This window comes from Nitrosospira multiformis (assembly GCF_900103165.1).
Classification (GTDB): Bacteria; Pseudomonadota; Gammaproteobacteria; order Burkholderiales; family Nitrosomonadaceae; genus Nitrosospira; species Nitrosospira multiformis_D.
The window spans coordinates 3,286,697-3,308,566 of the sequence record NZ_FNKY01000001.1 but is presented as its reverse complement, the minus strand read 5'-3'; the positions used below and the strand labels follow the sequence as shown (position 1 = coordinate 3,308,566).

Genomic DNA, 21,870 nt, shown 5'->3' with positions numbered 1-21,870 from the left:
CAACATGATTTGACAAGGGCAGATATATAACTAGATAATTGAATCGCGAATGTGCAATAATGCGCCATTGTCAAATAATGGCTTTGTTTGTATTTGCATGAATCAGGGATAGATTTGTTGAAATTTGCATGAATTAGGGACGATTTGATTTTGAATTGAAGTTTTTCTGAAAAAGGGGCGATAGCATGAAAAATATAGTAGCGAAAAAACTCTTGCTTGGAGCAGTTGTTCTGCCGGTGCTGTTTTCGGGAACCGCCATGGCGCAAGAGCAACCTGAAGCTTACGCAAGTGATGGCCGTGGTCCGGTGGCCAGGGATTCTTCCGGCGACTGTTGGCGTACAGGCTATTGGACGCCTGCCATGGCGATATACGAATGCGATCCTGATCTGTTTCCAGCACCCGAGAAAAAAGCTGAAGCGCCCGCCCCTGTGGCTCCCGCGCCTGCTCCGGCTGCAGTGACGGAGCCTGAAAAAATATCCTTGTCCGCTGATGAACTATTCGATTTCGATAAGGCCGTCCTGAAACCCGGGGGCAAGCAAGCTCTGGATGACCTTGTAAGCAAACTTGGGGGCATCAAATACGACACAATCGTTGCCATTGGCTATGCTGACCGTATCGGCGCCGATGACTACAATAAGAAACTCTCGCTGCGTCGCGCTGAGGCTGTCAAGGCATACCTGGTGAAAGAAAAAGGTATCCCCGCCGACAAGATCTTTACCGATGGTAAAGGCGAAGCCAATTCGGTAACCGGCGATACATGCAAAGGCACCAAGGCAACCAAAGCTCTGATCCAATGCCTGCAACCTGACCGTCGCGTTGAAGTTGAAGTTGCCGGTACGCGGGCAACAGCGCAATAATCAAAAAGCTTAAGCGTTAAAAATTAAAACCCTGCCGTTGTGCAGGGTTTTTTTTTGCTAAGCTTCTCAATATATGATCTATCCTGTAAAAATCGATACGTTGCTGGAAGCGCGATGGATAATTCCGGTGGAACCCGCCGGTGAGGTGTTACGCGATCATGCGATTGCAATCGATAAAGGGCTAATTCAGGCAATTTTACCGGTTGCCGAGGCGCATTCGCAATTTTCTTCCGGTGAACGGATTGTTCTCGGCAATCATGCGTTGATTCCGGGTCTCGTCAATCTTCATATTCATGCCGCCATGTCGCTGATGCGCGGCATGGCGGATGACTTGCTGTTGATGGAGTGGCTTCACAACCATATATGGCCTGCTGAAACACGGCACGTTGATGCAGGGTTTGTCTTTGATGGAACCCGGCTGGCCTGTGCCGAAATGCTACGGGGTGGAATCACCTGCTTCAATGACATGTATTTCTTTCCCGAGGCATCGGTTCAGGCGGTGCTGGCCTCCGGCATGCGTGCCGCCGTGGGTATGATCATCATCGACTTTCCCACGGCTTATGCCAGCGACGCCGATGATTATTTGGCCAAAGGCCTGGCGCTGCGGGATGAGTACAGCCATCACCCGCTGTTATCATTCTGCTTTGCGCCGCATGCCCCTTACACGGTGAGTGATAAGGTTTTTGCCAATGTCCTGACCTATGCTGAGCAGCTTGATCTGCCCATCCATATTCATCTGCACGAAACTGATGACGAAATCACAAGTAGTCTGAAAACCACCGGCGTACGCCCGATAGAGCGCCTGTACAAACTTGGCTTGCTGGGGCCCAATCTGATCGCCGTGCACATGGTCCATCTCAGCAGCGACGAAATCGGGCTGATGGCGCAACAAGGCTGCTCCGTGGCGCATTGCCCTTCTTCCAATCTGAAGCTGGCCAGCGGGCTTGCGCCCATCGCTTCGCTGCTGGATAAAGGTGTTAACGTCGGCCTGGGAACGGATGGGGCCGCCAGCAATAATCGCCTCGATATGTTCGAGGAAATGCGCTTCGCCGCGCTGCTGGCGAAGGGCCAGAGCGGCAGGGCGGATACGTTGCCCGCATGGCAGGCGTTGCAAATGGCGACACTCAACGGTGCCAGGGCGCTAGGGCTGGGTGCGCTCACCGGTTCACTGATCGCGGGTAAAGCAGCCGACATCACCGCGGTGGATTTTTCCAGCCTCGAACTCGCACCCTGTTACGACCCTGTTTCGCATCTTGTTTATACCGCCGGACGCGAACATGTGAGCCATGTGTGGGTAAATGGTAAAATGCTGTTGAATGATGGAGAATTGACCACTTTGAATGAGCAGGAACTATTGCTCAGGGCACAATTCTGGCGGGAACAGATGACGGACGGGATGAAGAGCTAATGATTAAGGAAACGGAAGAAAAGAGCGTAAATGTTGATCCGCTGGAATTGGAGAAGTTCAGTCAGCTGGCGCATCGCTGGTGGGACCCCAACAGTGAATTCAAGCCGCTGCATGAAATTAATCCGCTGCGGCTGGACTATATTGACCGGTTTGCCGGTCTATCAGGCAAAACCGTGCTGGATGTGGGCTGTGGCGGCGGTATTTTGTCGGAAAGCATGGCGGGGCGGGGCGCGCATGTCACTGGCATCGATCTGGGCGACAAACCCCTGAAAGTAGCAAAACTGCACCTGCTGGAAACCGGTAAAAAAGTGAATTACCGCAAGATCGCGGTGGAAGATCTCGCCCGGGAGCAGCCGCATCATTATGATGTGATTACCTGCATGGAAATGCTCGAGCACGTGCCCAGTCCGGCAAGCATCGTGCGCGCGTGCGCCGAACTTGCCAAGCCGGGTGGCTGGATCTTCTTCTCGACCATCAACCGCAACCCGAAGTCATATCTGTTCGCTATCATTGGCGCCGAATACGTATTGAATCTGCTGCCGCGAGGCACGCATGATTATGCAAAATTCATCAAACCATCGGAACTCGCCCGCATGGCTCGTGAAGCGGGCCTTGAAGTGGAAGATATCATCGGCATGACTTACAACCCCATTACCAAGATCTACGCATTGGAGCCGGATTCTGACGTGAACTACGTCATGGTGTACCGTGCCTGAATTGTGAGTCTGGGGATAAATAAGGCGATAAACCGGGAAACGTAACCCCGCCCAAGCTGCCGGATTTAGAGTGATTTCGTCATTCCGGACTTGATCCGGAATCCAGCCAGAATGATGATGGCATGTGCATGCCTCACTTCATCACTCCTCAGAAGTAACCATGACTGATGATCCTAAATCCGGTAGTTGACCGCTCATTTTTCTATTTCGCGCTATGATCTATAAAGACATCTTGTGCCACTTGATCTTCACCTTTGTGTTGAGTTCGCTACAGGGCGGATTGCACAATTTTTGTGACACATGGCTGCGTTGCAACTCCTTGGAATGGAATGACCATTCCGCGTCGTTGCGTCTTGCCCTGTATCCCAAAAACTGGGCACTCCACCCCGTCCAACTGCCGGATTTAGGATGATTAGAGCCGTTCTCTTCGATCTCGACGGGACCCTTGCCAACACCGCACCCGATTTGGGGCATGCCCTCAATCGGCAGCGCATCGCACGTGGCCTCTCAGCCTTGCCGATAGCGCTTATCCGTACCGAAGCCTCGGCCGGTGCGCGCGGGCTGCTTGGGCTCGGGTTCAATATTAAACCGGGCGATACTGGCTATGATGCCATGCGCAATGAGTTCCTCGATTTTTATGCTGAACGCCTGTGCGATGAAACCAGTCTGTTTCCGGGCGTGGCCGAGCTGCTTGACCAGATCGAGGCTCGCGGGCTTCCGTGGGGAATCGTGACCAATAAACCTGCGCGCTTTACCCTGCCGTTGATGCGGGAGCTGGGCTTGAACCACCGCGCCGCATGTATTGTCAGCGGTGGCGACACGACTCACTCCAAGCCGCACCCGGAGCCGCTGCTGACAGCAAGCAGCATGATGGCCATTGTACCCGCTGAATGCGTTTACCTGGGCGACGACTACCGCGACGTGCAGGCAAGCCTGGCTGCAGGGATGGAGCCGATCATCGCCAAGTATGGCTATCTGGGAAATGGGCATCCCCCTGAATCATGGGGCGCAAAATATCTCATCGATCATCCCCGGGAACTGCTTAATTACCTTTAGTTACCCTTAAGCACCTTTCAGAAAAATTGTAGTATGAGAATTCCTCCACGTTTGCGTGTTTGATCTGGTGGCAAAATCAGGGGAGCCCTCCCTGTTTCTGTTATAGTATGCGTGGTAGCAGACTTGAAGTTCATCGTTGAACTCTTCCATCTCATCGCCATCTAATAAAATGTAGTACAGAATGCCGGGGGCGACCTGGCTTCGACGTGGGTTGCAAAGCAGCGCAGGGCATACCGAGGACCAGTTACCTCGTAAATACATCTGGAAAACTATAGTCGCAAACGACGAACGTTACGCTCTAGCCGCTTAAATCCGGCTGGACTCCGCACCGGTGGGCCTCAACGCCGGGTCTGGCAACAGACAGCGGAGCCATTAACGAGGATCGCGCTCCGCAGGGTTACTTTACAGAGCGTTAAACAATAGGTGACTCGCCTGTCATCAGCCCGCCGGTTGGCGGATGCCAGGTTAAACTAAATAACATGGCTAAGTATGTAGAACTGTCTGTAGAGGACTTGCGGACGCGGGTTCGATTCCCGCCGCCTCCACCAATTAAGTGTCATAAGTAGTCCAAAGAAATCCAGAAAACCCGCATGGATAAATGCTTGCGGGTTTTTTGTTGTCTAACCACACCCTAACATGGTTATTACAATCCGACAGTAACTGACGGTAAATTTGGCGGTAACAGCAACATCATCAGAGGGGGGTTACCGTCATGACACTGGCCCCACAGTTCATGGAAATAACAAGACCCCCTATTGAGCTTTGTGCATCAACCTTCGCTCCATCATTTTGAAATAGGAGTAAGTTTAGCGCCCAAGATTGGCTAGAATCATTGCACGCAGAGTGCGAGCGGCGATCGATCGCGTATGTTCGGCGCCGCTGACGCGCTCCCTGATCGGCAGTAAGGTGTCGATCTCCCGCAGTGCTTCTTCGTGGCGCCCAAGATTATCCAGAATCCTTGCTCGCAAATCGCGCCCGATGAGGGTGCCCGGATGTTCGGCGCCGCTGACCCGCTCCCAGATAGGCAGTATGCTGTCGATCTCCCGCAATGCCTCCTCGTGGCGCCCAAGAGCGTTCAAAATTATCACTCGCAAATTGCGTTCGTTGAGGGTGCTCGGATGTTCGGCACCGCTGACACGCTCCCTGATCGGCAGTAAGGTATCGATCTCCCGCAGTGCCTCCTCGTGGTGCCCGATCCAATCAAGAATGCTTGCCCTTTCATAGCGCGTTGTGATCGTATCCGGATGTTCGGCGCCGCTGACACGCTCCCTGATCGGCAGTAGTGTGTCGATCTCCCGCAGCGCCTCCGCGGGACGCCCTAGATCCATCATACTTTCCGCTCGCAGTGTGCGAGCAGTAAGCGTATCCGGATGTTCAGCACCGCTGATGCGCTCCCTGATTGGTAGTAGTGTGTCGATCTCCAGCAATGCCTCCTCATAGCGTTCGAGACTCTTCAGAATCTCCGCTCGCAGAGTGTGAGCGGCGAGCGTCTCCGGATGTTCTGTGCCACTGAGACGCTCCTTGATTGGCAGCAGGCTGTTGATCTCCCGCAGCGCCTCTTCGTAGCGTCCAAGATTCTTCAGAATCCTCGCTCGTAAGTGGCGCGCAGCGAGTTGCGTGTCCGCATCTTCAGCGTTGCTGAGGAGCGGCGATATGCTGTCGATTTCGGTTATCGCTGGCAAAAAAAAGCCATTTAAACTCAATGCCTGAGCCCACGTGAATCGTGCGATGAGCGTAAGGGGCGAAGTTTTCCCACTCTCACGTAATTCAATGCACCGCGCCCGATATGCCAACCTCTCGTAAAATATATATCGCCCCGCAACGGCGTGTTTGTGCGCCAGAGTTAATAGCTGTTCCACGACATACGATCCCAACTCACCTCCATAAAGCCCTACATCTGGTGCCACGAAATTTAAATTCTCTGGGTTGTAGTGCCCTTGGTGGATGTTTTCCATTACCATTGTTTCGTTAATCTCCTCTAGCAGCAATGTCACGGCGGAATCGTCGGGCCTCAAGAGAGAAGCTATGCGTGCCACGCGCTCAGCTTCCTGGAGCTGCAGAGTCTCACCTTGATCCGGATAGATCGAAATGTGGTACCGCGCTAGCGCGAGATATGTCTCATGCAGGCCGTCATTGACTAGCATGGTACTGGTGCGCAATATAGCTACGGCTTTTTCTTCGTTTCCGTCCTTGCGTTCTTTCTCGGCGGATTTAAGCCAGATGGATGGGTCATACTGTTTAAACTGATCCCTCTCCTGCCTTAATGCTGCTAATTCCTCGTTTTTTAGCGTAAGTCGGGCTTCTGCATTCTCCAAGAGAAGCTTATCTCGCTGGAACCGTCTCTTCATCACAGCATAAACGGTACCCCCAGCTGCGCCCATGAAACTCATGATCCCTAGCAGATTGGCAAGAGGCCCTTGGTCCCTCGCCCAGTTTAGGATGTCCGTGCCCCAACTCATGATTTACTCCTGTTTACCAATTATTGGCGATTCCAAGGATCCTAGGAGAAGCCAGATATAGGGAAGGCTATTGTATCTCCACGGAGTTCGCTGTTACTTGATGCGACCTACGGTCTATCCAGTTATAGCAAAACTCAAGGAGATTGGTAGAGTTTGAATACTTTTCAATATTTAATAATTCACCTTAAACTTAGGATTGTCTTCCGGGCGAGTTTTGCGATGATCATAGATCCGAGTAGTAGCAATATTTGCATGCCCCAACTATTCCTGCACCTTGGCGATATCCGTATCATTATCTAGTGCATTGGCGGCGGTGCCCCGCATCACATATGGCCCTATGTTCTCGCCTGTAATGCTGAGCTTCTTAAATACTTCAGTACGACCTGCTCTTAAATAGTTACGGGATATGAGTGCCGTGTAGGTATGTATGTGTACGTTATTCTTGGATGGGTGGGAATAAAGTGCATCTTGCCGTCTTGTATCCGTAATAGGCTACGCCACGGCGTGTATGGCAGTAATCTTTCACTTCTAGCTTGGTGAGCTCCTCCGGCCGCAAGCCATGATAGAGCAAGGTCGAGAGGATGGCTCGATCAACGCCTGCTTTTGAGTGCATTCGCATCCGGAGCGCACAATATTGCGCGCGCCAAGGCATTGCCCGGTGCGGAAGTTTCCCCTGTTGTGATTCACTACTGGGCGCTTGACCCTTTTTGACCTGCCCCATTCATTAGCTTCATGAGATAGTAGAGTCCGATTCTTGGAAAAGGAGCGGCCCATGAAGAAGCGATTCAGTGAAGAACAGATTATTGGATTCTTGAAAGAAGCGGATGCGGGCATGCCTGTGGTGGAGTTGTGCCACAAGCATGGTTTTTCCGATGCCTCCTACTAAAAGTGGAAGGCAAAGTTTGGCGGCATGGAAGTCTCTGATGCCAGTGGCTTAAGGTGCTGGAAGCAGAGAACAACAAGCTCAAGCGACTGCTGGCTGATGCATTGCTCGACAATACGGCATTGAAAGATGTCGTCTCACGAAAGTGGTAAGCTCACAAGCACGGCGGGTGGCGGTAGCTGAGTTGAAAGCAGCATGGCAACTGTCCGCGCGCCGGGCTTGTGGGCTGATGAACATTTCTACTTCGGTGTTACGCTAAGCGCAGCCGCAAGCGGATCGGTCTGACAGAAAGAGTGCCATTGTTTCTTCCAGAAACACCCAACCATGCCTCGTCAATGGATTTCGTGCGACGGCCTGGCTGACGGCAGGCGCATTCGTTGTCTGAATGTGGTGGATGACTGTACCGGGAGAGTATCGTCATTGAGGTGGATACCTCCATTTTGGGAGAGCGTGTGGTGCGTGTACTGGATCGCATTGCCGGGCAGCGTCCTTTGCCACGGATGATCAGGGTGGATCATGGATCGGAATTTACCAGTCTGGCATTGGATATGGGCCCATGCCCAGGGTGTAAAGCTCGCATTCATCCAGCCTGGCAAGCCTACGCAGAATGCCTATATCGAAAGCTTCAATGGCCGATTCCGGGATGAGTGCCTGAATGACCATTGGTTCTTAATCTTGCATGAAGCGCGCGTTCTGATCGAAACATGGCGAAAGGATTACAATTCACAGCGACTGCACAGTTCCCTGGGCAATTTCACGCCAGCCGAATTTGCGGCACAACACCCATTTGCAACCCGGGATTCTACTGCACCATGTAGCTAATTATGGGGAGCAGGTCATGAGAACCCGCCATGGGTTCGACTAAGCGAGCACTGCTTGCTTGGACGCGTGAGTGGAGCGAGTGGGGCCCGAAGCGAAGCGTAGTTTTGAGCTTCGAACCGGGTTTGAAGGTCTGCTTTAGATTGTTCCCAAGCAAGTGATTAATGTTATCGATTATTTCCATGTTTAACTTGAGCACTTCACCACTTTCATACCGCTATCACAGCGCCAAACCAGGAATTAGACTAGAAATTCTCCCGTCCAACCTTCAAGGCCGAGGATTAGCCAATCCAGAAAGACGTTTGGCATCTTCCGGGTTTTGTGAGGAGAACTGAAACCAGTCGGTTCTGGTTCTCCGGCTCGTTGTATAGTCTCGTTCCCGTTCTTCCGGGGTTTTTAGCGCATTGAGTTTGTCATACGCTTGCCGCGAAGCATCTACAATAGGCTTCCATTCTTTTAGGGCTCCTGGAACGATGGTAAAACCTGAAACATTTAAAAAGACTTCATTATTTTTTGGAAACCTGATATTGGGAAGAATTTCCCATCCGATGGACCAGCAAATGGGCTCTTTATTCAATATTTTCCCTTCATTCGATTCCATTTTTGCTACAAACCAGGGAAGTTCGCAGGCATCGCTATGCGTATTGGTAAGGTAGAAATAATTGGGTTTAACGTCGCCTTCATTGACAAACAAGGCATACCAAATGTTGGTGGCATGGGCCGACCCGCATACCAAGGTTAACAAGAGTAGAAGATATTTCATGATAATCTCTTAAGTAGTTCACATGGCTGGAAAGATTGGCTTAAATCAATCCTTACACCAAAGGTTTTTTTGCTGTGCGGCAACGCTCCGATTGCGCGGACAGAGGTTCTATTGTATTCCCATAGAGAATATCAGGATATCCGATTCGACTGAAATCATCCAGCCACGCGAGATCCCAAGGAGGCTGCCGTGACACGCCTCAGTAGGGGTATTTTTCATGTAAAACTGCGGTTGTAGACGGCCTCCACGCTGAATCGGGGAAATGCCTGCCGCCCGCTAACGGAAGTTGCGGCTTACCGCGCCATTCCTGGACATGAGTCAATGAATCAATAGAGTCAGACGATTGATTATGTATTCAGGAGAAATTGAAGAGGCGGGTAGAGCCTGCGATCAAGGATGGGGACAGATGGTCAGAATAGTTCAGAACCAATCGAGTCTGACTCTGAGGTCTCCCCTCGAACCTAAACCGCTATCATTGCGACAGCGATCTGCAAATCCAAACTAACCGAACAGGTATTGCATCCCAACATGGTTATTAACTTGACGGTAACTGCAATATCATCAGAGAAGTTATCGTCATAACACTGGTCACGCAGCTCATGGTAAATGGCAAGACCTGACCCCATGTTGTGACCCCATGTTGGTACCATGTTGCAGTACAATCAAGCCAGACCACATTCGGGCCTGGAAAAGAAAACACCTGATGAAGCTTATGCCGTGATGTTGCCGACGGTTGAACTGGCAGCGTGAGAATCAGCAGAGATCCCACTTAAAAAAATCGGGCCGCTGTTCAAACGAGTGGGGCCAGCTCTGTGTGGACCCCGTACGTGTGCGATTAAACAAGAAGAGGTTGTAGGAGAAATGTAGGATAAATGTACATTTTTAGTTGACATTGGTGTCACTTTAAGGTAACATTTTACTACGAGCTAGAAAAGGTTTTCTAAAAACGCACGAGGTAGTGAAAATGGACGGTCCACCGCAATCTCTCCCTGAGAAACTCTCAAAAGATCGTAATGATGTAGAGGTGTATGCAGCATATTTAGAAGCAGATCATGATCGATCGATACAAAAGATTTTTTTTAAAATCATCTTGCCTCTATATTTTATAACCATCTGGATCGCGATGTTTATGTTAACGCAGGGGCTATATGAAAGTACTTTCAAGTGGCTATCTTCCATTGTGTTTGCTGTTTTTTTATTCGCTTTTCAAACAAAAATAAGAGCGATTCTAGCAAAGCTCTTATTGCACTGATAAAACCTAAAGCGGTCCCGTAGAGGACCGCTCTTAGTACAACTTATAATGTTTATTAACGTAATTTTGTCTTTATTTTTCGTAACCATTTTTATTTGGATGGTTATGTTAAAAGGGGGGCAGTATAAAAGTCCTTTTAGGAGGCTGCCTTCTGCTGTAGTAGCAGTTTTTATTCCATTCCACACTAAAAAAACCACTTACAGCGGCTAAATTAGGCCGCTTAACTATTTTTGAACTCACAGGAGACTACACATGGCTATCACTCACTCCCTCCCAGGAGAGTTTCTTTCCGAAGCGGCGGAAGCAAAAAAAGAGCGTCTTATTTTTGAAGTCAATCCAGAAGCACTTAAATTGTTTGATGAGCTGCGTGTAAGAACAGGCGCAAGCACTCGGTCTGAGCTTTTTAGAAACCTCCTTAAATTTGCTTCTGCTTCTGTAGATGACTTGGAAGAGGGCTATATCCCCTTACTTAAAGATAAAGAGGGAAACTTGCTTAAGTCAACAGGACATAAGTTTTTAGTCTGGCGTTAACCGCACGTTGGTCAACCAGGCAGGGTACGCTGACCAAATCGTGGGTTCTTGCATAGAGTTTGGTATAAGCCGAGAAACTCTTTATCAATATATTCGATAGAGAAAAACCCTATCTCTATCCAGAAACCATGAAAGATTTATTGTTAGTTCTACTTGGTGGATTAGTAGGAATGACATTCAATCTATTTCTACAACCTCTGTTTGAAGAGAGAGCTACTTCCTTTTTAGTGCGACTGCTAGGGTCGTCAAAGCACAGAGGTCGCAAGTCGATCTCCGGGAGCTGGGATCATCGCTGGTCTTTGAATAATGAAACATCGTTCGTAGCCGAAGAAAAGGAATGTATGGTGAAACAGCTACATAATCGCATTACGACTTCTTGGGTTAGTCATTTAGAAGGGCGTAGATATGTCCTTGTTGGCGATATTGAGCAGGAGCGTTATGTAACTGGAAAATGGTTTGATCAGGAGGCTGGGCCAACATATAGCGGAACCTTCCAACTAATCATCCACCTCGGCGCAAACTCAATGACTGGGAAATGGATTGGTTATGACGACATGGGTCGAGTCCGCAGCGGAATATGGGAATGGAAGCGAAGTAACGTTGATGCTTATGGGAGCGAAGATGCCTCTTAAGCTCTCAAGCTGTTTGCTGAAGGAACTCCATTACAATAAATTGTTATAAAGAGCTAACCCAGCTTTTCCGGACACATTAGAAGGTAGACAATGTGAACAGCGATGTCAAATGGAGAAGAACATTGGCAAACAGAATTCCGAGCACAAGCGAGCACAGTTTAGCAAGGAATTCAAAGTGGAAGCGTCAGACTTTTGGAACTGAGACAGAAACCTGCCACCCAGTCCGGCCCCATGATCTATGGCCGAACAGCTCGTTGCAAATAGCAAGACTTGCCTCCTTGTCTTGCTTGAGACCCCTTGTCTGCTCTCGCATGACACCAGTATCCTCCGAGAAACCGAAGTGGTAGATCGTAGTTGTCACCCCAGAAGATTGATCAAACCCGGACTGATACTCCGTCCAGCGCTGGCGCAACGCGAAGGGCGTATGAAAGTCGAGGTTTTCGATCCCTGCTAGCACCATGCGGTTGTTCACCTGCATGCGCCAATCCCCAGAAAACATGCCCACGCCAGTTTCAGCAATGATGGTCCTGAGATGTGGGAGATAGATTGCCTTGCTGCGGAACATTGTTGGTGTTCCGTCAGGCTTCACAGCAAGCGTGTTCGTTGCCACAAAGACTTGGTCTTGATCGATATAGAAGATGAGGGATGACATGGTGTGCGCTAACGTGAAGCTAAGGGGCGGCACGCTTGAGTGCAGGGTTATGCGGCGCACCCAAGTTGATTATAATTCTTTTCCCATTCTGGATCTGGAATGGTTCCGCCGTTTCCGTCCCTGACATCGCGGAGAACGCTACATAAGCAATTCCTGCGTGCCACGCCGGAGCCTTCTTCAATGAACTGGCGCCGACAACGTTCAATTCGATCAAGAATTGCTTGAACCTCTGATTGAGCGTAAGTCGAGAATGCCTTCGTGAGAGCCAACTCCTTTGCTGCTATTGTTGGGTCTCTCTCTCTACGGCGGAAGTATTCTTGAAATGATACTTTGCCAAGTTGAATCACATCCACCATTGCGCTAATCACTGCTGCAGCGGTAGCCAGCGAGATCGGCTCTACCATACAACCCCCTTTTTAATTGAACCAATCATAATCACAGCGATACTAGCCGGTTTCGGCCCTCATAACTTTGTTATAAGGAGACAGTTTTGCTTCCTAGCTCGACGTAGTGGATCGCGCTAAGAGCTACTTGCTGGCCGGTTTTTCGACAACTATACTAGATTTTAAACAGTATTTAAATAATCGTGAAAAGCAGCACTGTGCCGTTGTCTCCTCTGAAAGTCCGCGGATATGCTCGATTAACGGCTCGAGCGCATTTTTTAATATATAGCATACGAACGGAAAAGGTTTTTGACAGACGGGACTTGACCTGTGATGTAAAGGTCTTGGGAGTTGTTTTCTACAATAAGACGAGTCCCATCCTCGAAAACGATTTTTACTTTTAAGTTTTGTTGATCCGGCCGAAGAACGCGCGTTCTGAAGAAAGCCGCTTCAGGTGTATCGGTGGCTAGATCAATCTCCCCGCCTCCTCCTACGAAACTGAACTCTGTCTTATGCAATCCTTCATTCTTGTCGCCAATGACTTCGCCGTAATGTTCTAGCTTTCGATAATCGTAGAGAGTTCAAATCTTGAGGTTACCGTTGCGAAAGAAAGCATCAAGAAATTTCTTGGGTATGTATTTGAATAGCCGCATGCGATGCATAGCCCTAACGAGGGTGTAGGAAAAACCCAAAAAAATTAGTTATACAAATTTACTCATCGGAAAATCAATGAGTTGAAAACCCTGGTTTCACGTAAAAACACTTTTCGACAGCTTTGACGTTTGAGCTCAGGCTGCGGCCCGTCAGTGCCATCGCGCCTGCTGCGAATCGTTAGGCGCATTTAGTACATCGTGTTTCTAATCATATTTTCCCAAAGCGTCCTTCTACTCAACTCCTGTCCTTTATATATGACTCTCGCAAAGGTATCGTCGACGATTCTTCGGCCACTTTCATACACATGCGCGTGAATTCCTTTCTCCTGGGGTCTGTTTGCGGTCCACACAACGGCTGGAGTTGAGGCCCAAACTTCAAAACGACGACCTTCATATTGATCTAAATCTAGCTCTCGCTCCGGACAAATATAGGCGTTGCTATTATTAAATTGATCATGGAGTGGCTTAAGTGGCGTTGACACAATGGCCTCTGAACTCCAAATGCTATCGTTGCCACAGTTCCCGCAAAAATGTTTCCGATGAGGATTTATTGCAAAATCACCCAAGTCCAAATGAGGGTATCCGCATTTCTTACAGGAAACGCACGACATACGTCGTTCTTCCTCGATAGATCTCACAAATTCAAATGCTGCCGGCGGAGTTATTTGGATTTGTGTTATTTCCGTGTTTTCGAATAAGTCTAAATCTTGATTGTAAGAGCAAACGACAGCATCAAAATCCCTATCAATGGTCTTTTTGTCCTCTCCACTAAATCTCTTATGGACATGTATCTCTGGCGGTCTTGGCTTTATTTCCTCACTTGATAGTCCCGGGGGAAGAGAACACCAAATCCCAATTTCCTCAAATTCCTGAAACTCAACCTCTAAGGGGTTAATGACATAACTCATCTTTGTTAGATGATTACTACATTTGACGTCTCCAGACTCCGAAGCTGAGGCGAAATCTGCTTTAGTTCCCCAATGAATCTGATGTGTTTTGCAATACCATCTCCTTGCGCCGTGGCGAAATTTCCCACAAGGAATAATTTGACACGGCAGTACGGCGTCGTTACCGGAAGTACCCTCGAACATTCCAAACGCTTCTTCAGAGCTGACAGCGATGTTGCCAATAGTTCGACCCGGAGCCCAACAGACCGCGTCTGCTGCACAATAGGCATTGTGATTAAACTCTATCTCATCCTCATCGCCAATTTTGCGAATATATTCCTTCTTGGCCATGCCCGTTCCCTTGTTTGACCATTCGCACTCCCAGACTTCTACTTTCGTGGATTCCTTGTTTATTTTTCTCGAAAAAAACATACTTACCTTGAAGTTTTATTGATCGCCATATTGTTCCGCTCGCGCCTAACAGTTATAAGGCCGACCCGCCGAAATCTATCAATTTTACCTGTCCCCAGAGGCGTAATGGTACAGACAAAAGGAGTTGATGTACTTTTGAAGCGCAAACATAGTTTAGCTGGCCTCATCATGATGATTCGAGTGACGCTATTGGCACTTCCTGCCTGTGGCGAAAGTACTGAGGTGCGGATGTCCCTATGTAGCTTTTTTCATTTTTAGCGTCTGCCGGTCTTTTTCCTCATTACCTTGAGAATTTATTAAATCCAACATGATCCGATATTTTCTGGCAGATCAAGTTGGAGCTACTATAGGTAAGTCGATAGTGTGGTGGTAACTTTGACGGTAACTATACTTTCTCGAATTAGAATAATCTAGTATCCACAAGCATTGTAGAGTGTTATTCAATTGATGCCGTCACGCCGTCTAAGTGACGGCGTTTTTCTTTATAAATATGGACTTCCTCGTCCATTTGCGTCTTGTGCAATCTGATAACATCCAATCATAATGGGGCTATCGAGAGTTATCAATTCAAACCGCAGGATTTTATATGGCAGTTGATAACAGATTTTATCGAGGGTATAACTGACGCAGCAAATAAGAATACGTCCCGTGAGGAGCTCTTTCATTCCAGAAACGCGAGAAAGCGAATAATAATACATAGGATCACGCCTGCTTTTAACGGAGCACGATAAAAAATGGACGATAAGACTCTCGCCGTCCTTTCTCCGCTGCAATCGCTTCGCAAGGACTATTTTTTCTGGGCACTTCTTGCGTTACTCGTCTGGTTAACCGCAACGAAACCACAGCAACTCCTCATTTATCCCACGTTGGTGGATTGGCCGACCATCGCTGCACTGACCGGCCTGCTGGTGCTTACCAAAGGCGTGGAGCTATCCGGCTACCTGCATCATCTAGGCAAGCACCTGATCTTGCGAATGCCCACAGATCGGTCGTTAGCCATGTTTCTTGTGTTTACCGCGGCATTCCTGTCTACCCTGCTCACCAACGATGTCGCGCTATTCATTGTCGTCCCGCTGACCGTGGGCTTGCGTGCGGTCAGTACGGTACCCGTGACGCGGCTTGTCGTCTTCGAAGCATTTGCAGTCAATGCCGGTTCCGCCCTCACGCCGATTGGAAACCCACAGAATCTGTTTCTCTCGCAACTCCATCAAATCCCGTTTTATCATTATGTTGGCGCGATGTTGCCGCTCGTCCTGGTTTTTCTTCTTCCGCTTCTTCTGCTTACCGCTTATGCATTTACCGGCCACCGTATCGCCATCAGAGACGGTACTGATCTGCTTCCCCTGAACAAGAGGCTGTTGTATCTGTCCCTGGCTTTGTATTTTCCGTTTGTAGTATCCATTGATGCACACCAGGCCGAAGCGGCGGCGATTGTGGTGCTGGCGATCTTCCTCATTACCCATCGGCGGGTGCTGGCAAGGGTCGATTGGGCACTGATCCTGGTATTCATGCTCATGTTCATCGACATGCGGCTGATTGCGCAAGAATCAACGGTGCGTTCGTTTATCGAGCAGTTGGAATTGAGCGATCCCCAGCATCTCTACTTCACGGGCGTTGCCATTTCTCAGCTTATCAGCAATGTGCCGGCCGCGATCTTGTTGGCCGAGTATTCGAATGATTGGCAATTAATCGCCTATGCAGTAAATGTCGGCGGCTTTGGTTTCATATTGGGGTCATTGGCTAACATCATCGCACTCCGCATGGCTCGTGATAGCAGGGCTTGGCTGACTTTTCACGCGTTCTCCCTGCCGTTTTTATTGGTGATCAGCGGACTCGTCTATCTATGGCTGTTTTTCTTCTAAGCTTCTCGTCATCTGACGGAACCGCATCACCCGAACGGAAGCGGCAAGTTGTTTGCCCATATGCTTCGGAAGGTGACGGGCATGCCTGTATCGAGTCGCAGACCATCAATCAGCATGAGTGCGAAATAGTCTTGTACATAGTTTCATGGCAGGCTCCGACTTGTTGGCCTGCCTTCCAAAGCATCTTCAAATTGTGGCGCGACAATTTGTCACATTCCTTCGGTGGTAAAAATCGATTATTCTGCTGGCAGATATTCTTCTCGACGTTGAGAAATCGCTACGATGCAATAAGAGTATCTGTAACTGTGTGTGTAGATTGCCGTAAATTTTTGTTTCCTCAGTTGTTTTAATGGTTTCCTTTCCTCCATATTTGGGGTTCGTGGCGCCGCCCGGTGTTACGAACCCCTCTCTTTTTCAGATTGAGCCATAGCTCTTCAATGCTTGTTATTTCGCCGTGGCAACAATATTGCATCCTTTGTAATCCGTATTCATCTCGTCCCCAATAGAATTTCATTTAACGGTAATCGATTGCAACGTCTGCTTTTGAATTGAGCTCTATGGCTTCGGTTCCCGGATAACGCGCGTCAGTTGAACCCAGCGATAGCTCCCATTCCTGAGATGGGTCATCAGGGGAGATAATGACGAATAACTGTTGTTGGGTCATTGAGATGAGCATCGAACTAATATAGTGTTTTTTTCTGATTTCCTGACCCAATGTGCATTACCGAACGGATGAGTTTTGGGCGATTGTTAAAATACATACTCCTGCGTTCATCAAAATTAAAAGCAGGTCATGTTCCAATTTTTCCAGGAGAATATAAATGAATAAGGATCAAATCAAGGGTACGGCTAAAGACATCAGCGGAAAGATTCAGGAAGAGGCCGGTAAAATAACTGGCAGCAAAGAGGATCAAGCAAAAGGTCTCGCCAAGCAGGTTGAAGGAAAGATACAAAAAGGTGTGGGAGATGCCAAGGAAACGATTAAGGATGCAGCCAACAAGCTATAGGAGTTGCTCCGTATAGGTAATTTTAAACCCGCTGCGGCGGGTTTTTTCTATCATTGATCCCGTTGAGCACGCAAAAAGAAGCGAAGAAAGGCGGGCATACGATTCATCTAGGGCCTGTTAACACTTATTTTGCACCCGCGACGGTGACTGATTTCATCCCGCACGAGGCATGAGCCGCGCGGCGGAGCAGGCCTCCGTAAGCGGCGAGTAACGAAGGGCTGGATGAAATCCGTCCCGTCCCTTCGGGTTGTGCACAAAAAACGTGGAGGCCGCGTTACGAAGCTTGGCCATAGGTTGCTATGGCCTGTGCTTCGCGCCTTGCCTCCGCATTTTTTGTGTAGCAACGCGGGTGCGAAATAAGTGTTAACAGGCCCTAGCCTATGAAAAAATTTCTACCCGCATGATGCCATTGCTGCCGATAGTGCCGCGGTACATGCCGCTGGTGTTGAACCGCATTGCATAATTGCCTTTTGCATCCAGCACGATCAAACCGCCATCCCCGCCGATGGCAGCAATTTCCGCCAGAGTGTTATCCGCCGCCTCGGTAATTGGAATATGCTGCAACCGTACCTGTGCCGCCGTGTTGAACGCAGCGACAGTGCGAATGAATATTTCTCCGGTGCCGGTCGCGGATACTGCAACCGAACGATTGTCCGCGTAGGTTCCGGCACCGATGACCGGCGAATCGCCTACACGCCCGAAGCGCTTGTTCGTAAGCCCGCCAGTCGATGTGCCGGCAGCGAGATTGCCATGACGATCCAGCGCCACGGCACCCACTGTTCCGCGCTTTTCATTCGCGTCAGGTAGCGGCATATCGGGACCCGCATCGTGATCGCGCAGTATGCGTTCCTCGGCAATGGCTTTTTGCAATTGATTCCAGCGGAATTGCGTATGGAAATAGGACGGATCGACAATCTCCAGACCCTTCTCGGCAGCGAAAGCATCGGCCCCCTGGCCGATCAGCATTACATGCGCGCTTTGCGTCATCACGGCGTGTGCAGCGCGGATCGGGTTGCGAATCGTTGTAACCCCGGCAACAGCACCTGCCATGCGTGTGGAACCATCCATGATCGATGCGTCCAGCTCGTTGCGGCCGGCATTACTAAACACCGAACCCTTCCCGGCATTGAATAAAGGCGAATCCTCCATCACCACAATTGCCGCGATGACGGCATCGATGCTGCTGCCGCCTGCTTCAAGCACTGCATGGCCAGCGGCCAGCGATTGCGAAAGCACCTGCCTGTAAGCCTGCTCGAGGTCTGATGTCAGCTTGCGGCGTGCGATAGTGCCAGCGCCACCATGAATCACCAGCCGGATCGGGGAAGTATCCGCGCTAGCGGTATTCGTTTGTATCGTCATGTGTTGCAAAATCCAAAGTAAAGGAAAGTTACTATCTACGGATTGCTGGTCGACCTGTCCTAGGATAATGTTTTAATCGTTTCAAAATACTCGCACCGCGGACTTTTTCCATATTGTGGTCTTCTTTTCGGTAACTTTCAGTAGCGCAACGTTATTTCCTGGAATATTTTCGGGCTATATCTGATTTGGCGCAATTCGGCGCATCAGCTTTCCTGGCATTTTCAATGAGATGATCTATATTAAAAATACCAGTTCATTTGACGTGTTGGTTTCTAATTTGGTTGGAACTCATATTTGCGAGGGAGGAAAAATGGCGGAGCAACGTGAAACCTATAAGGGCCGGGAGGTTATTCTTCGTACCGGAGCAGACGCTTCTACCGCGAGAGCTACCGCAGGGATCAGCGAAGACGAAGCGGGCGCTGAGGGGGCTGAACTATACATCGATGGGGAGCGAATCTACACGGTACGCGATGCGGGTGGAGGGTATAAGGCATCCGGCTTCGCCTTCGACCCTCAACCTTCGCCAGCCGAATTAGCCAAGAAGATTATCGATTACAGGGAAACGGGGGAATAACATGGGAATCCGAAAAAATCAGTCCACCCTGTCAGCCGCCGAGAAAGCCGCATTTGTCGCTGCGGTGAAGGCGCTGAAGGCAAACGGCGACTACGACATATTCGTTGCTCAACATCGCGCGGCCTTTATGGCCAGCCCCAACGACCCTGCGCATGGGGGTCCGGCTTTTTTGCCGTGGCACCGGGAGTATCTTCGCCGGTTCGAGCTTGCCCTCCAGCAGATCGATTCAAGTGTTTCCATACCCTACTGGGACTGGACAGTCGACAGGACGGCTGGCGCCTCGCTTTGGGCCGCGAATTTCATGGGCGGCAATGGAGCGGGTGCCAGCCGGCAGGTGACTACAGGTCCCTTTGCCTTTTCGACCGGAGAATGGACGCTTACGGTGCGTGATCCCGGCGATACGGTCACTTTCCTTACTCGCGCGTTTGGCGCAATGGGAGCCCTGCCGACTCAACAAGGGGTCAGCGCCACCCTGAATGTGGTTCCATATGATTCCGCACCATGGAACTCCAATAGCAGCACCAGCACGAGTTTCCGGAATCGATTGGAGGGGGTTATTCACAATCCGGGGCACATGTGGGTTGGCGGGTCGATGATGGCCATGTCGTCTCCCAATGATCCCGTATTCTGGCTGCACCATTGCAATATCGATCGGCTATGGGCGGAATGGCAAAGGGAAAATCCTGCGGCGATTTATTTGCCGCCCAGCGGTACCCCCAATGTGGTGGCGGGTCACGGCCGGGATGATCCGATGCCGCCATGGAACAATGAAGCGTCTCCGCCTACGCCTCGAAGCGTTCTCGATCATCATGCGCTCGGTTACACGTATGACGATGAGGGAGTGGTATCTCCGGAGGTCGTGCCCCTTACCGTTGGCGCGCCAGCGACTTCGGCCGCAATAGGGCAGGCGGGAGAAATTGATATATACAGTTTCGTCGTGACTACACCCGGAACTCATGTCATTGGGACTCAGGGTTCCACCGACGTAGTGACGGGCCTGTATGGCCCCAACGACATGGCGACAATCATTACTGAAGATGATGACAGCGGGCCCGGCGCGAATTCGCGGATTGAAAGAAATCTGTCAGCGGGTACCTATTATGTGCGGGTGCGGCACTACAGCGGCTCATCAGTCGGGAGCTATAGTATCTCGGTAAGCGGATCGGCACCCCAGCCCGGTAACCCAACCATTCAGGTGAATGGTCCGGCAGTGCAGGGAACGATCGCTGCCGCGAATGAGCGGGACATGTATACATTCACAGTCACTAATTCCGGTACCCATACTATCGAGACCGCTGGCAGCACCGACTGTTTCCTGACTTTATTTGGTCCCGGCAACCCGGCCACATTCATCGCTCAGGATGATGATAGCGGTCCCGGAACCAATTCAAGGATTGCCGTCAACCTTGCGCCTGGCGTTTACTATGCCCAGGTCAGGCATTACAGCCCAACCGGCACGGGTTCTTACAGCATCTCGGTTAGAACCTGATCCTGCATGCCGCATTATCCTGGGATAATGCGGCATCGCCATCGCGCGCGTTCCATTTCGTGCGCTGTCGGTAATCGCACTCCGGCGTCTCCTGCGTTGCTCGGGAATTCTCCTATCTTCCGCGCTGTCCAGCCGGACACCAGCGGCCGTAAGGGATGTAAGGGATGTAAGGGATGTAAGGGATGTTATGGGTTATTGCCCAATCCAGCGGCATTCAAAGCATGCTAATCTACTCATCCGTTGCACCGATATCCATTTTGTCATCGAGGAAGAAGCGATGTATGATGCGCGACCGATTATTCTTCTTGCATACCTGTTCGCATTCTTCTTATTCCCGCTACATGCATTGGCTGGGGTGAATTGTTCAACGCTGCCTCACTGGGCTACACTTGGTAACGGCTTGCAAATGAGTCAGAAGCATGTCTTTTGCGGAGAATGGACAAACAGCCGTCCAAAAGGTTTTCATTCGCGTCCTGGCGGCGTGAATCCCGCGACGGTCAGGAATTTTACGGTACAAGATTCGCCCAATTCAGCGGGAATATATACCGGCAGATGGTCACATACTAATAATCCCGATAGAAGCAAATTTTCTTCGATGTTTCCCGACAGCTGCTCAACCGAACAGGTTCTCAATTCCATTTCCTATGCATCGGCGCATCCGGATCGCAGTTGCCCGGAAGGCTCCCCAGGCTGGGTGAAATGTGGCAAAAACCGGCCAACCCATGTGACGAAGGAGGAGCTGTCAGGCTATTGCAGCAACAACGAAGAGTTTTTCCTCATTGGCTTTGCCGCGCCTGGAAACAATAAGATCAACACAGCATTTCCCATACGCCAATGAGTGCCGATAGTTTTGCCTGGCCGGGCCGCCTCCGTGACAATTCGGCTCACGATCTCATCATCGCTTACCTTACCATTGACATACAAAAGAATGCTCAATGGGCGGAAGAGCTGTTGCAGAAAACCAGGGAAGTTAAATCAGGGCGGATTTCTTCGTGGGAGCGGATAGGAAACGCTTATTGGCTCCGCTTGTTTCCGGATCAAGTTGAAATCGAGGAGGATTATGCGGAGAAACCTGGAGAAGCAGTCAAGATTTCAATCAATGATTTTGAAGCGGCAGCCGCTGCGTGGCAAGAGTTTGTGAGGCAGCAGGCATAAAAAAATGATGTGGCGGGTGGCGGTTCCAAGAAATTGTCCCG

General features: G+C 50.0%; 19 protein-coding genes, 1 other RNA gene and 1 pseudogene. 15 read left to right on the top strand and 6 right to left on the bottom strand.

Annotation, left to right across the window (positions count from 1 at the left end; translation table 11 throughout):
• Positions 1-185 precede the first annotated feature (185 nt).
• The 5 genes from BLR00_RS15005 to ssrA all read left to right on the top strand — a co-directional run bounded on the left by BLR00_RS15005 (position 186) and on the right by ssrA (position 4,585).
• Positions 186-857, top strand: coding sequence for an OmpA family protein (locus BLR00_RS15005; protein ID WP_074633928.1), 672 nt, complete (start codon positions 186-188; stop codon positions 855-857).
• 73 nt (positions 858-930) lie between these two features.
• Complete coding sequence (locus BLR00_RS15000; protein WP_074633927.1) at positions 931-2,265, top strand: TRZ/ATZ family hydrolase; 1,335 nt, start codon at positions 931-933, stop codon at positions 2,263-2,265.
• On the top strand, positions 2,265-2,981 hold the full coding sequence (gene ubiG, locus BLR00_RS14995; protein ID WP_074633926.1) for a bifunctional 2-polyprenyl-6-hydroxyphenol methylase/3-demethylubiquinol 3-O-methyltransferase UbiG: 717 nt from the start codon (positions 2,265-2,267) through the stop codon (positions 2,979-2,981). Before BLR00_RS15000 ends, ubiG begins: the two co-directional genes overlap by 1 nt.
• A gap of 408 nt (positions 2,982-3,389) precedes the next feature.
• Positions 3,390-4,037, top strand: coding sequence for an HAD-IA family hydrolase (locus BLR00_RS14990; protein ID WP_074633925.1), 648 nt, complete (start codon positions 3,390-3,392; stop codon positions 4,035-4,037).
• 186 nt (positions 4,038-4,223) lie between these two features.
• Positions 4,224-4,585: a transfer-messenger RNA gene (gene ssrA, locus BLR00_RS14985) on the top strand.
• A gap of 258 nt (positions 4,586-4,843) precedes the next feature.
• Here ssrA and BLR00_RS14980 read toward each other — a convergent pair.
• A complete protein-coding gene (locus BLR00_RS14980; protein WP_074633924.1) occupies positions 4,844-6,496 on the bottom strand; it encodes a tetratricopeptide repeat protein in 1,653 nt (550 codons plus the stop codon).
• Between the two features lie 772 nt (positions 6,497-7,268).
• Between BLR00_RS14980 and BLR00_RS16530 the strand changes: the two are divergent.
• Positions 7,269-8,201 (top strand): annotated as a pseudogene (locus BLR00_RS16530) (IS3 family transposase).
• Positions 8,202-8,466: 265 nt separating this feature from the next.
• Here the strand turns inward: BLR00_RS16530 and BLR00_RS14960 are convergent.
• Positions 8,467-8,961 carry a hypothetical protein gene (locus tag BLR00_RS14960; protein WP_074633923.1) on the bottom strand — a complete coding sequence of 165 codons (495 nt, stop codon included), beginning with the start codon at positions 8,959-8,961 and terminating at the stop codon, positions 8,467-8,469.
• 964 nt (positions 8,962-9,925) lie between these two features.
• On the opposite strand from BLR00_RS14960, the gene BLR00_RS14955 reads away from it, so the two are divergent.
• The 3 genes from BLR00_RS14955 (at position 9,926) to BLR00_RS14945 (ending at position 11,376) form a co-directional block, all read left to right on the top strand.
• Complete coding sequence (locus BLR00_RS14955; protein WP_074633922.1) at positions 9,926-10,213, top strand: hypothetical protein; 288 nt, start codon at positions 9,926-9,928, stop codon at positions 10,211-10,213.
• Positions 10,214-10,465: 252 nt separating this feature from the next.
• Positions 10,466-10,744, top strand: coding sequence for a ribbon-helix-helix domain-containing protein (locus BLR00_RS14950; RefSeq protein ID WP_074633921.1), 279 nt, complete (start codon positions 10,466-10,468; stop codon positions 10,742-10,744).
• Between the two features lie 128 nt (positions 10,745-10,872).
• Positions 10,873-11,376 carry a hypothetical protein gene (locus tag BLR00_RS14945; RefSeq protein ID WP_143007663.1) on the top strand — a complete coding sequence of 168 codons (504 nt, stop codon included), beginning with the start codon at positions 10,873-10,875 and terminating at the stop codon, positions 11,374-11,376.
• Positions 11,377-11,560: 184 nt separating this feature from the next.
• On the opposite strand, the gene BLR00_RS14940 is transcribed toward BLR00_RS14945, so the two are convergent.
• The 3 genes from BLR00_RS14940 to BLR00_RS14925 all read right to left on the bottom strand — a co-directional run bounded on the left by BLR00_RS14940 (position 11,561) and on the right by BLR00_RS14925 (position 14,302).
• A complete protein-coding gene (locus BLR00_RS14940; RefSeq protein ID WP_143007662.1) occupies positions 11,561-12,028 on the bottom strand; it encodes a hypothetical protein in 468 nt (155 codons plus the stop codon).
• Positions 12,029-12,075: 47 nt separating this feature from the next.
• On the bottom strand, positions 12,076-12,432 hold the full coding sequence (locus BLR00_RS14935; protein WP_074633918.1) for a hypothetical protein: 357 nt from the start codon (positions 12,430-12,432) through the stop codon (positions 12,076-12,078).
• Between the two features lie 820 nt (positions 12,433-13,252).
• The gene (locus BLR00_RS14925) at positions 13,253-14,302 is read right to left on the bottom strand and encodes a hypothetical protein (protein ID WP_218124336.1); all 1,050 of its coding nucleotides are present in this window, start codon (positions 14,300-14,302) and stop codon (positions 13,253-13,255) included.
• Between the two features lie 815 nt (positions 14,303-15,117).
• Here BLR00_RS14925 and BLR00_RS14920 point away from each other — a divergent pair.
• Positions 15,118-16,245, top strand: coding sequence for an SLC13 family permease (locus tag BLR00_RS14920; RefSeq protein ID WP_074633915.1), 1,128 nt, complete (start codon positions 15,118-15,120; stop codon positions 16,243-16,245).
• Positions 16,246-17,066: 821 nt separating this feature from the next.
• Positions 17,067-17,252: a CsbD family protein gene (locus BLR00_RS14915; protein ID WP_004179697.1), complete on the top strand. Its 186-nt coding sequence runs from the start codon at positions 17,067-17,069 to the stop codon at positions 17,250-17,252.
• 378 nt (positions 17,253-17,630) lie between these two features.
• Here the strand turns inward: BLR00_RS14915 and BLR00_RS14910 are convergent, their stop codons facing one another.
• Positions 17,631-18,611, bottom strand: coding sequence for an isoaspartyl peptidase/L-asparaginase family protein (locus BLR00_RS14910; protein ID WP_074633914.1), 981 nt, complete (start codon positions 18,609-18,611; stop codon positions 17,631-17,633).
• A 310-nt stretch (positions 18,612-18,921) separates the two neighbouring features.
• On the opposite strand from BLR00_RS14910, the gene BLR00_RS14905 reads away from it, so the two are divergent.
• From BLR00_RS14905 to BLR00_RS14890, 4 genes are all read left to right on the top strand, one after another.
• Entirely contained in the window at positions 18,922-19,185 is a 264-nt protein-coding gene (locus BLR00_RS14905) for a hypothetical protein (protein ID WP_074633913.1), read from the top strand.
• 1 nt (position 19,186) lies between these two features.
• Entirely contained in the window at positions 19,187-20,674 is a 1,488-nt protein-coding gene (locus BLR00_RS14900) for a DVUA0089 family protein (protein WP_074633912.1), read from the top strand.
• A 187-nt stretch (positions 20,675-20,861) separates the two neighbouring features.
• Entirely contained in the window at positions 20,862-21,512 is a 651-nt protein-coding gene (locus tag BLR00_RS17250; RefSeq protein WP_074633911.1) for an EndoU domain-containing protein, read from the top strand.
• Entirely contained in the window at positions 21,509-21,829 is a 321-nt protein-coding gene (locus BLR00_RS14890; RefSeq protein ID WP_074633910.1) for a YacL family protein, read from the top strand. Before BLR00_RS17250 ends, BLR00_RS14890 begins: the two co-directional genes overlap by 4 nt.
• Positions 21,830-21,870 lie beyond the last annotated feature (41 nt).

What these genes read in the sequence shown, in the direction of transcription:
- BLR00_RS15005 (WP_074633928.1), top strand. Translation starts at nt 186, where the DNA reads ATGAAAAATATAGTAGCGAAAAAACTCTTGCTTGGAGCAGTTGTTCTG.
- BLR00_RS15000 (WP_074633927.1), top strand. Translation starts at nt 931, where the DNA reads ATGATCTATCCTGTAAAAATCGATACGTTGCTGGAAGCGCGATGGATA.
- ubiG (WP_074633926.1), top strand. Translation starts at nt 2,265, where the DNA reads ATGATTAAGGAAACGGAAGAAAAGAGCGTAAATGTTGATCCGCTGGAA.
- BLR00_RS14990 (WP_074633925.1), top strand. Translation starts at nt 3,390, where the DNA reads ATGATTAGAGCCGTTCTCTTCGATCTCGACGGGACCCTTGCCAACACC.
- BLR00_RS14980 (WP_074633924.1), bottom strand. Translation starts at nt 6,496, where the DNA reads ATGAGTTGGGGCACGGACATCCTAAACTGGGCGAGGGACCAAGGGCCT.
- BLR00_RS14960 (WP_074633923.1), bottom strand. Translation starts at nt 8,961, where the DNA reads ATGAAATATCTTCTACTCTTGTTAACCTTGGTATGCGGGTCGGCCCAT.
- BLR00_RS14955 (WP_074633922.1), top strand. Translation starts at nt 9,926, where the DNA reads ATGGACGGTCCACCGCAATCTCTCCCTGAGAAACTCTCAAAAGATCGT.
- BLR00_RS14950 (WP_074633921.1), top strand. Translation starts at nt 10,466, where the DNA reads ATGGCTATCACTCACTCCCTCCCAGGAGAGTTTCTTTCCGAAGCGGCG.
- BLR00_RS14945 (WP_143007663.1), top strand. Translation starts at nt 10,873, where the DNA reads ATGAAAGATTTATTGTTAGTTCTACTTGGTGGATTAGTAGGAATGACA.
- BLR00_RS14940 (WP_143007662.1), bottom strand. Translation starts at nt 12,028, where the DNA reads ATGTCATCCCTCATCTTCTATATCGATCAAGACCAAGTCTTTGTGGCA.
- BLR00_RS14935 (WP_074633918.1), bottom strand. Translation starts at nt 12,432, where the DNA reads ATGGTAGAGCCGATCTCGCTGGCTACCGCTGCAGCAGTGATTAGCGCA.
- BLR00_RS14925 (WP_218124336.1), bottom strand. Translation starts at nt 14,302, where the DNA reads ATGGCCAAGAAGGAATATATTCGCAAAATTGGCGATGAGGATGAGATA.
- BLR00_RS14920 (WP_074633915.1), top strand. Translation starts at nt 15,118, where the DNA reads ATGGACGATAAGACTCTCGCCGTCCTTTCTCCGCTGCAATCGCTTCGC.
- BLR00_RS14915 (WP_004179697.1), top strand. Translation starts at nt 17,067, where the DNA reads ATGAATAAGGATCAAATCAAGGGTACGGCTAAAGACATCAGCGGAAAG.
- BLR00_RS14910 (WP_074633914.1), bottom strand. Translation starts at nt 18,611, where the DNA reads ATGACGATACAAACGAATACCGCTAGCGCGGATACTTCCCCGATCCGG.
- BLR00_RS14905 (WP_074633913.1), top strand. Translation starts at nt 18,922, where the DNA reads ATGGCGGAGCAACGTGAAACCTATAAGGGCCGGGAGGTTATTCTTCGT.
- BLR00_RS14900 (WP_074633912.1), top strand. Translation starts at nt 19,187, where the DNA reads ATGGGAATCCGAAAAAATCAGTCCACCCTGTCAGCCGCCGAGAAAGCC.
- BLR00_RS17250 (WP_074633911.1), top strand. Translation starts at nt 20,862, where the DNA reads ATGGGTTATTGCCCAATCCAGCGGCATTCAAAGCATGCTAATCTACTC.
- BLR00_RS14890 (WP_074633910.1), top strand. Translation starts at nt 21,509, where the DNA reads ATGAGTGCCGATAGTTTTGCCTGGCCGGGCCGCCTCCGTGACAATTCG.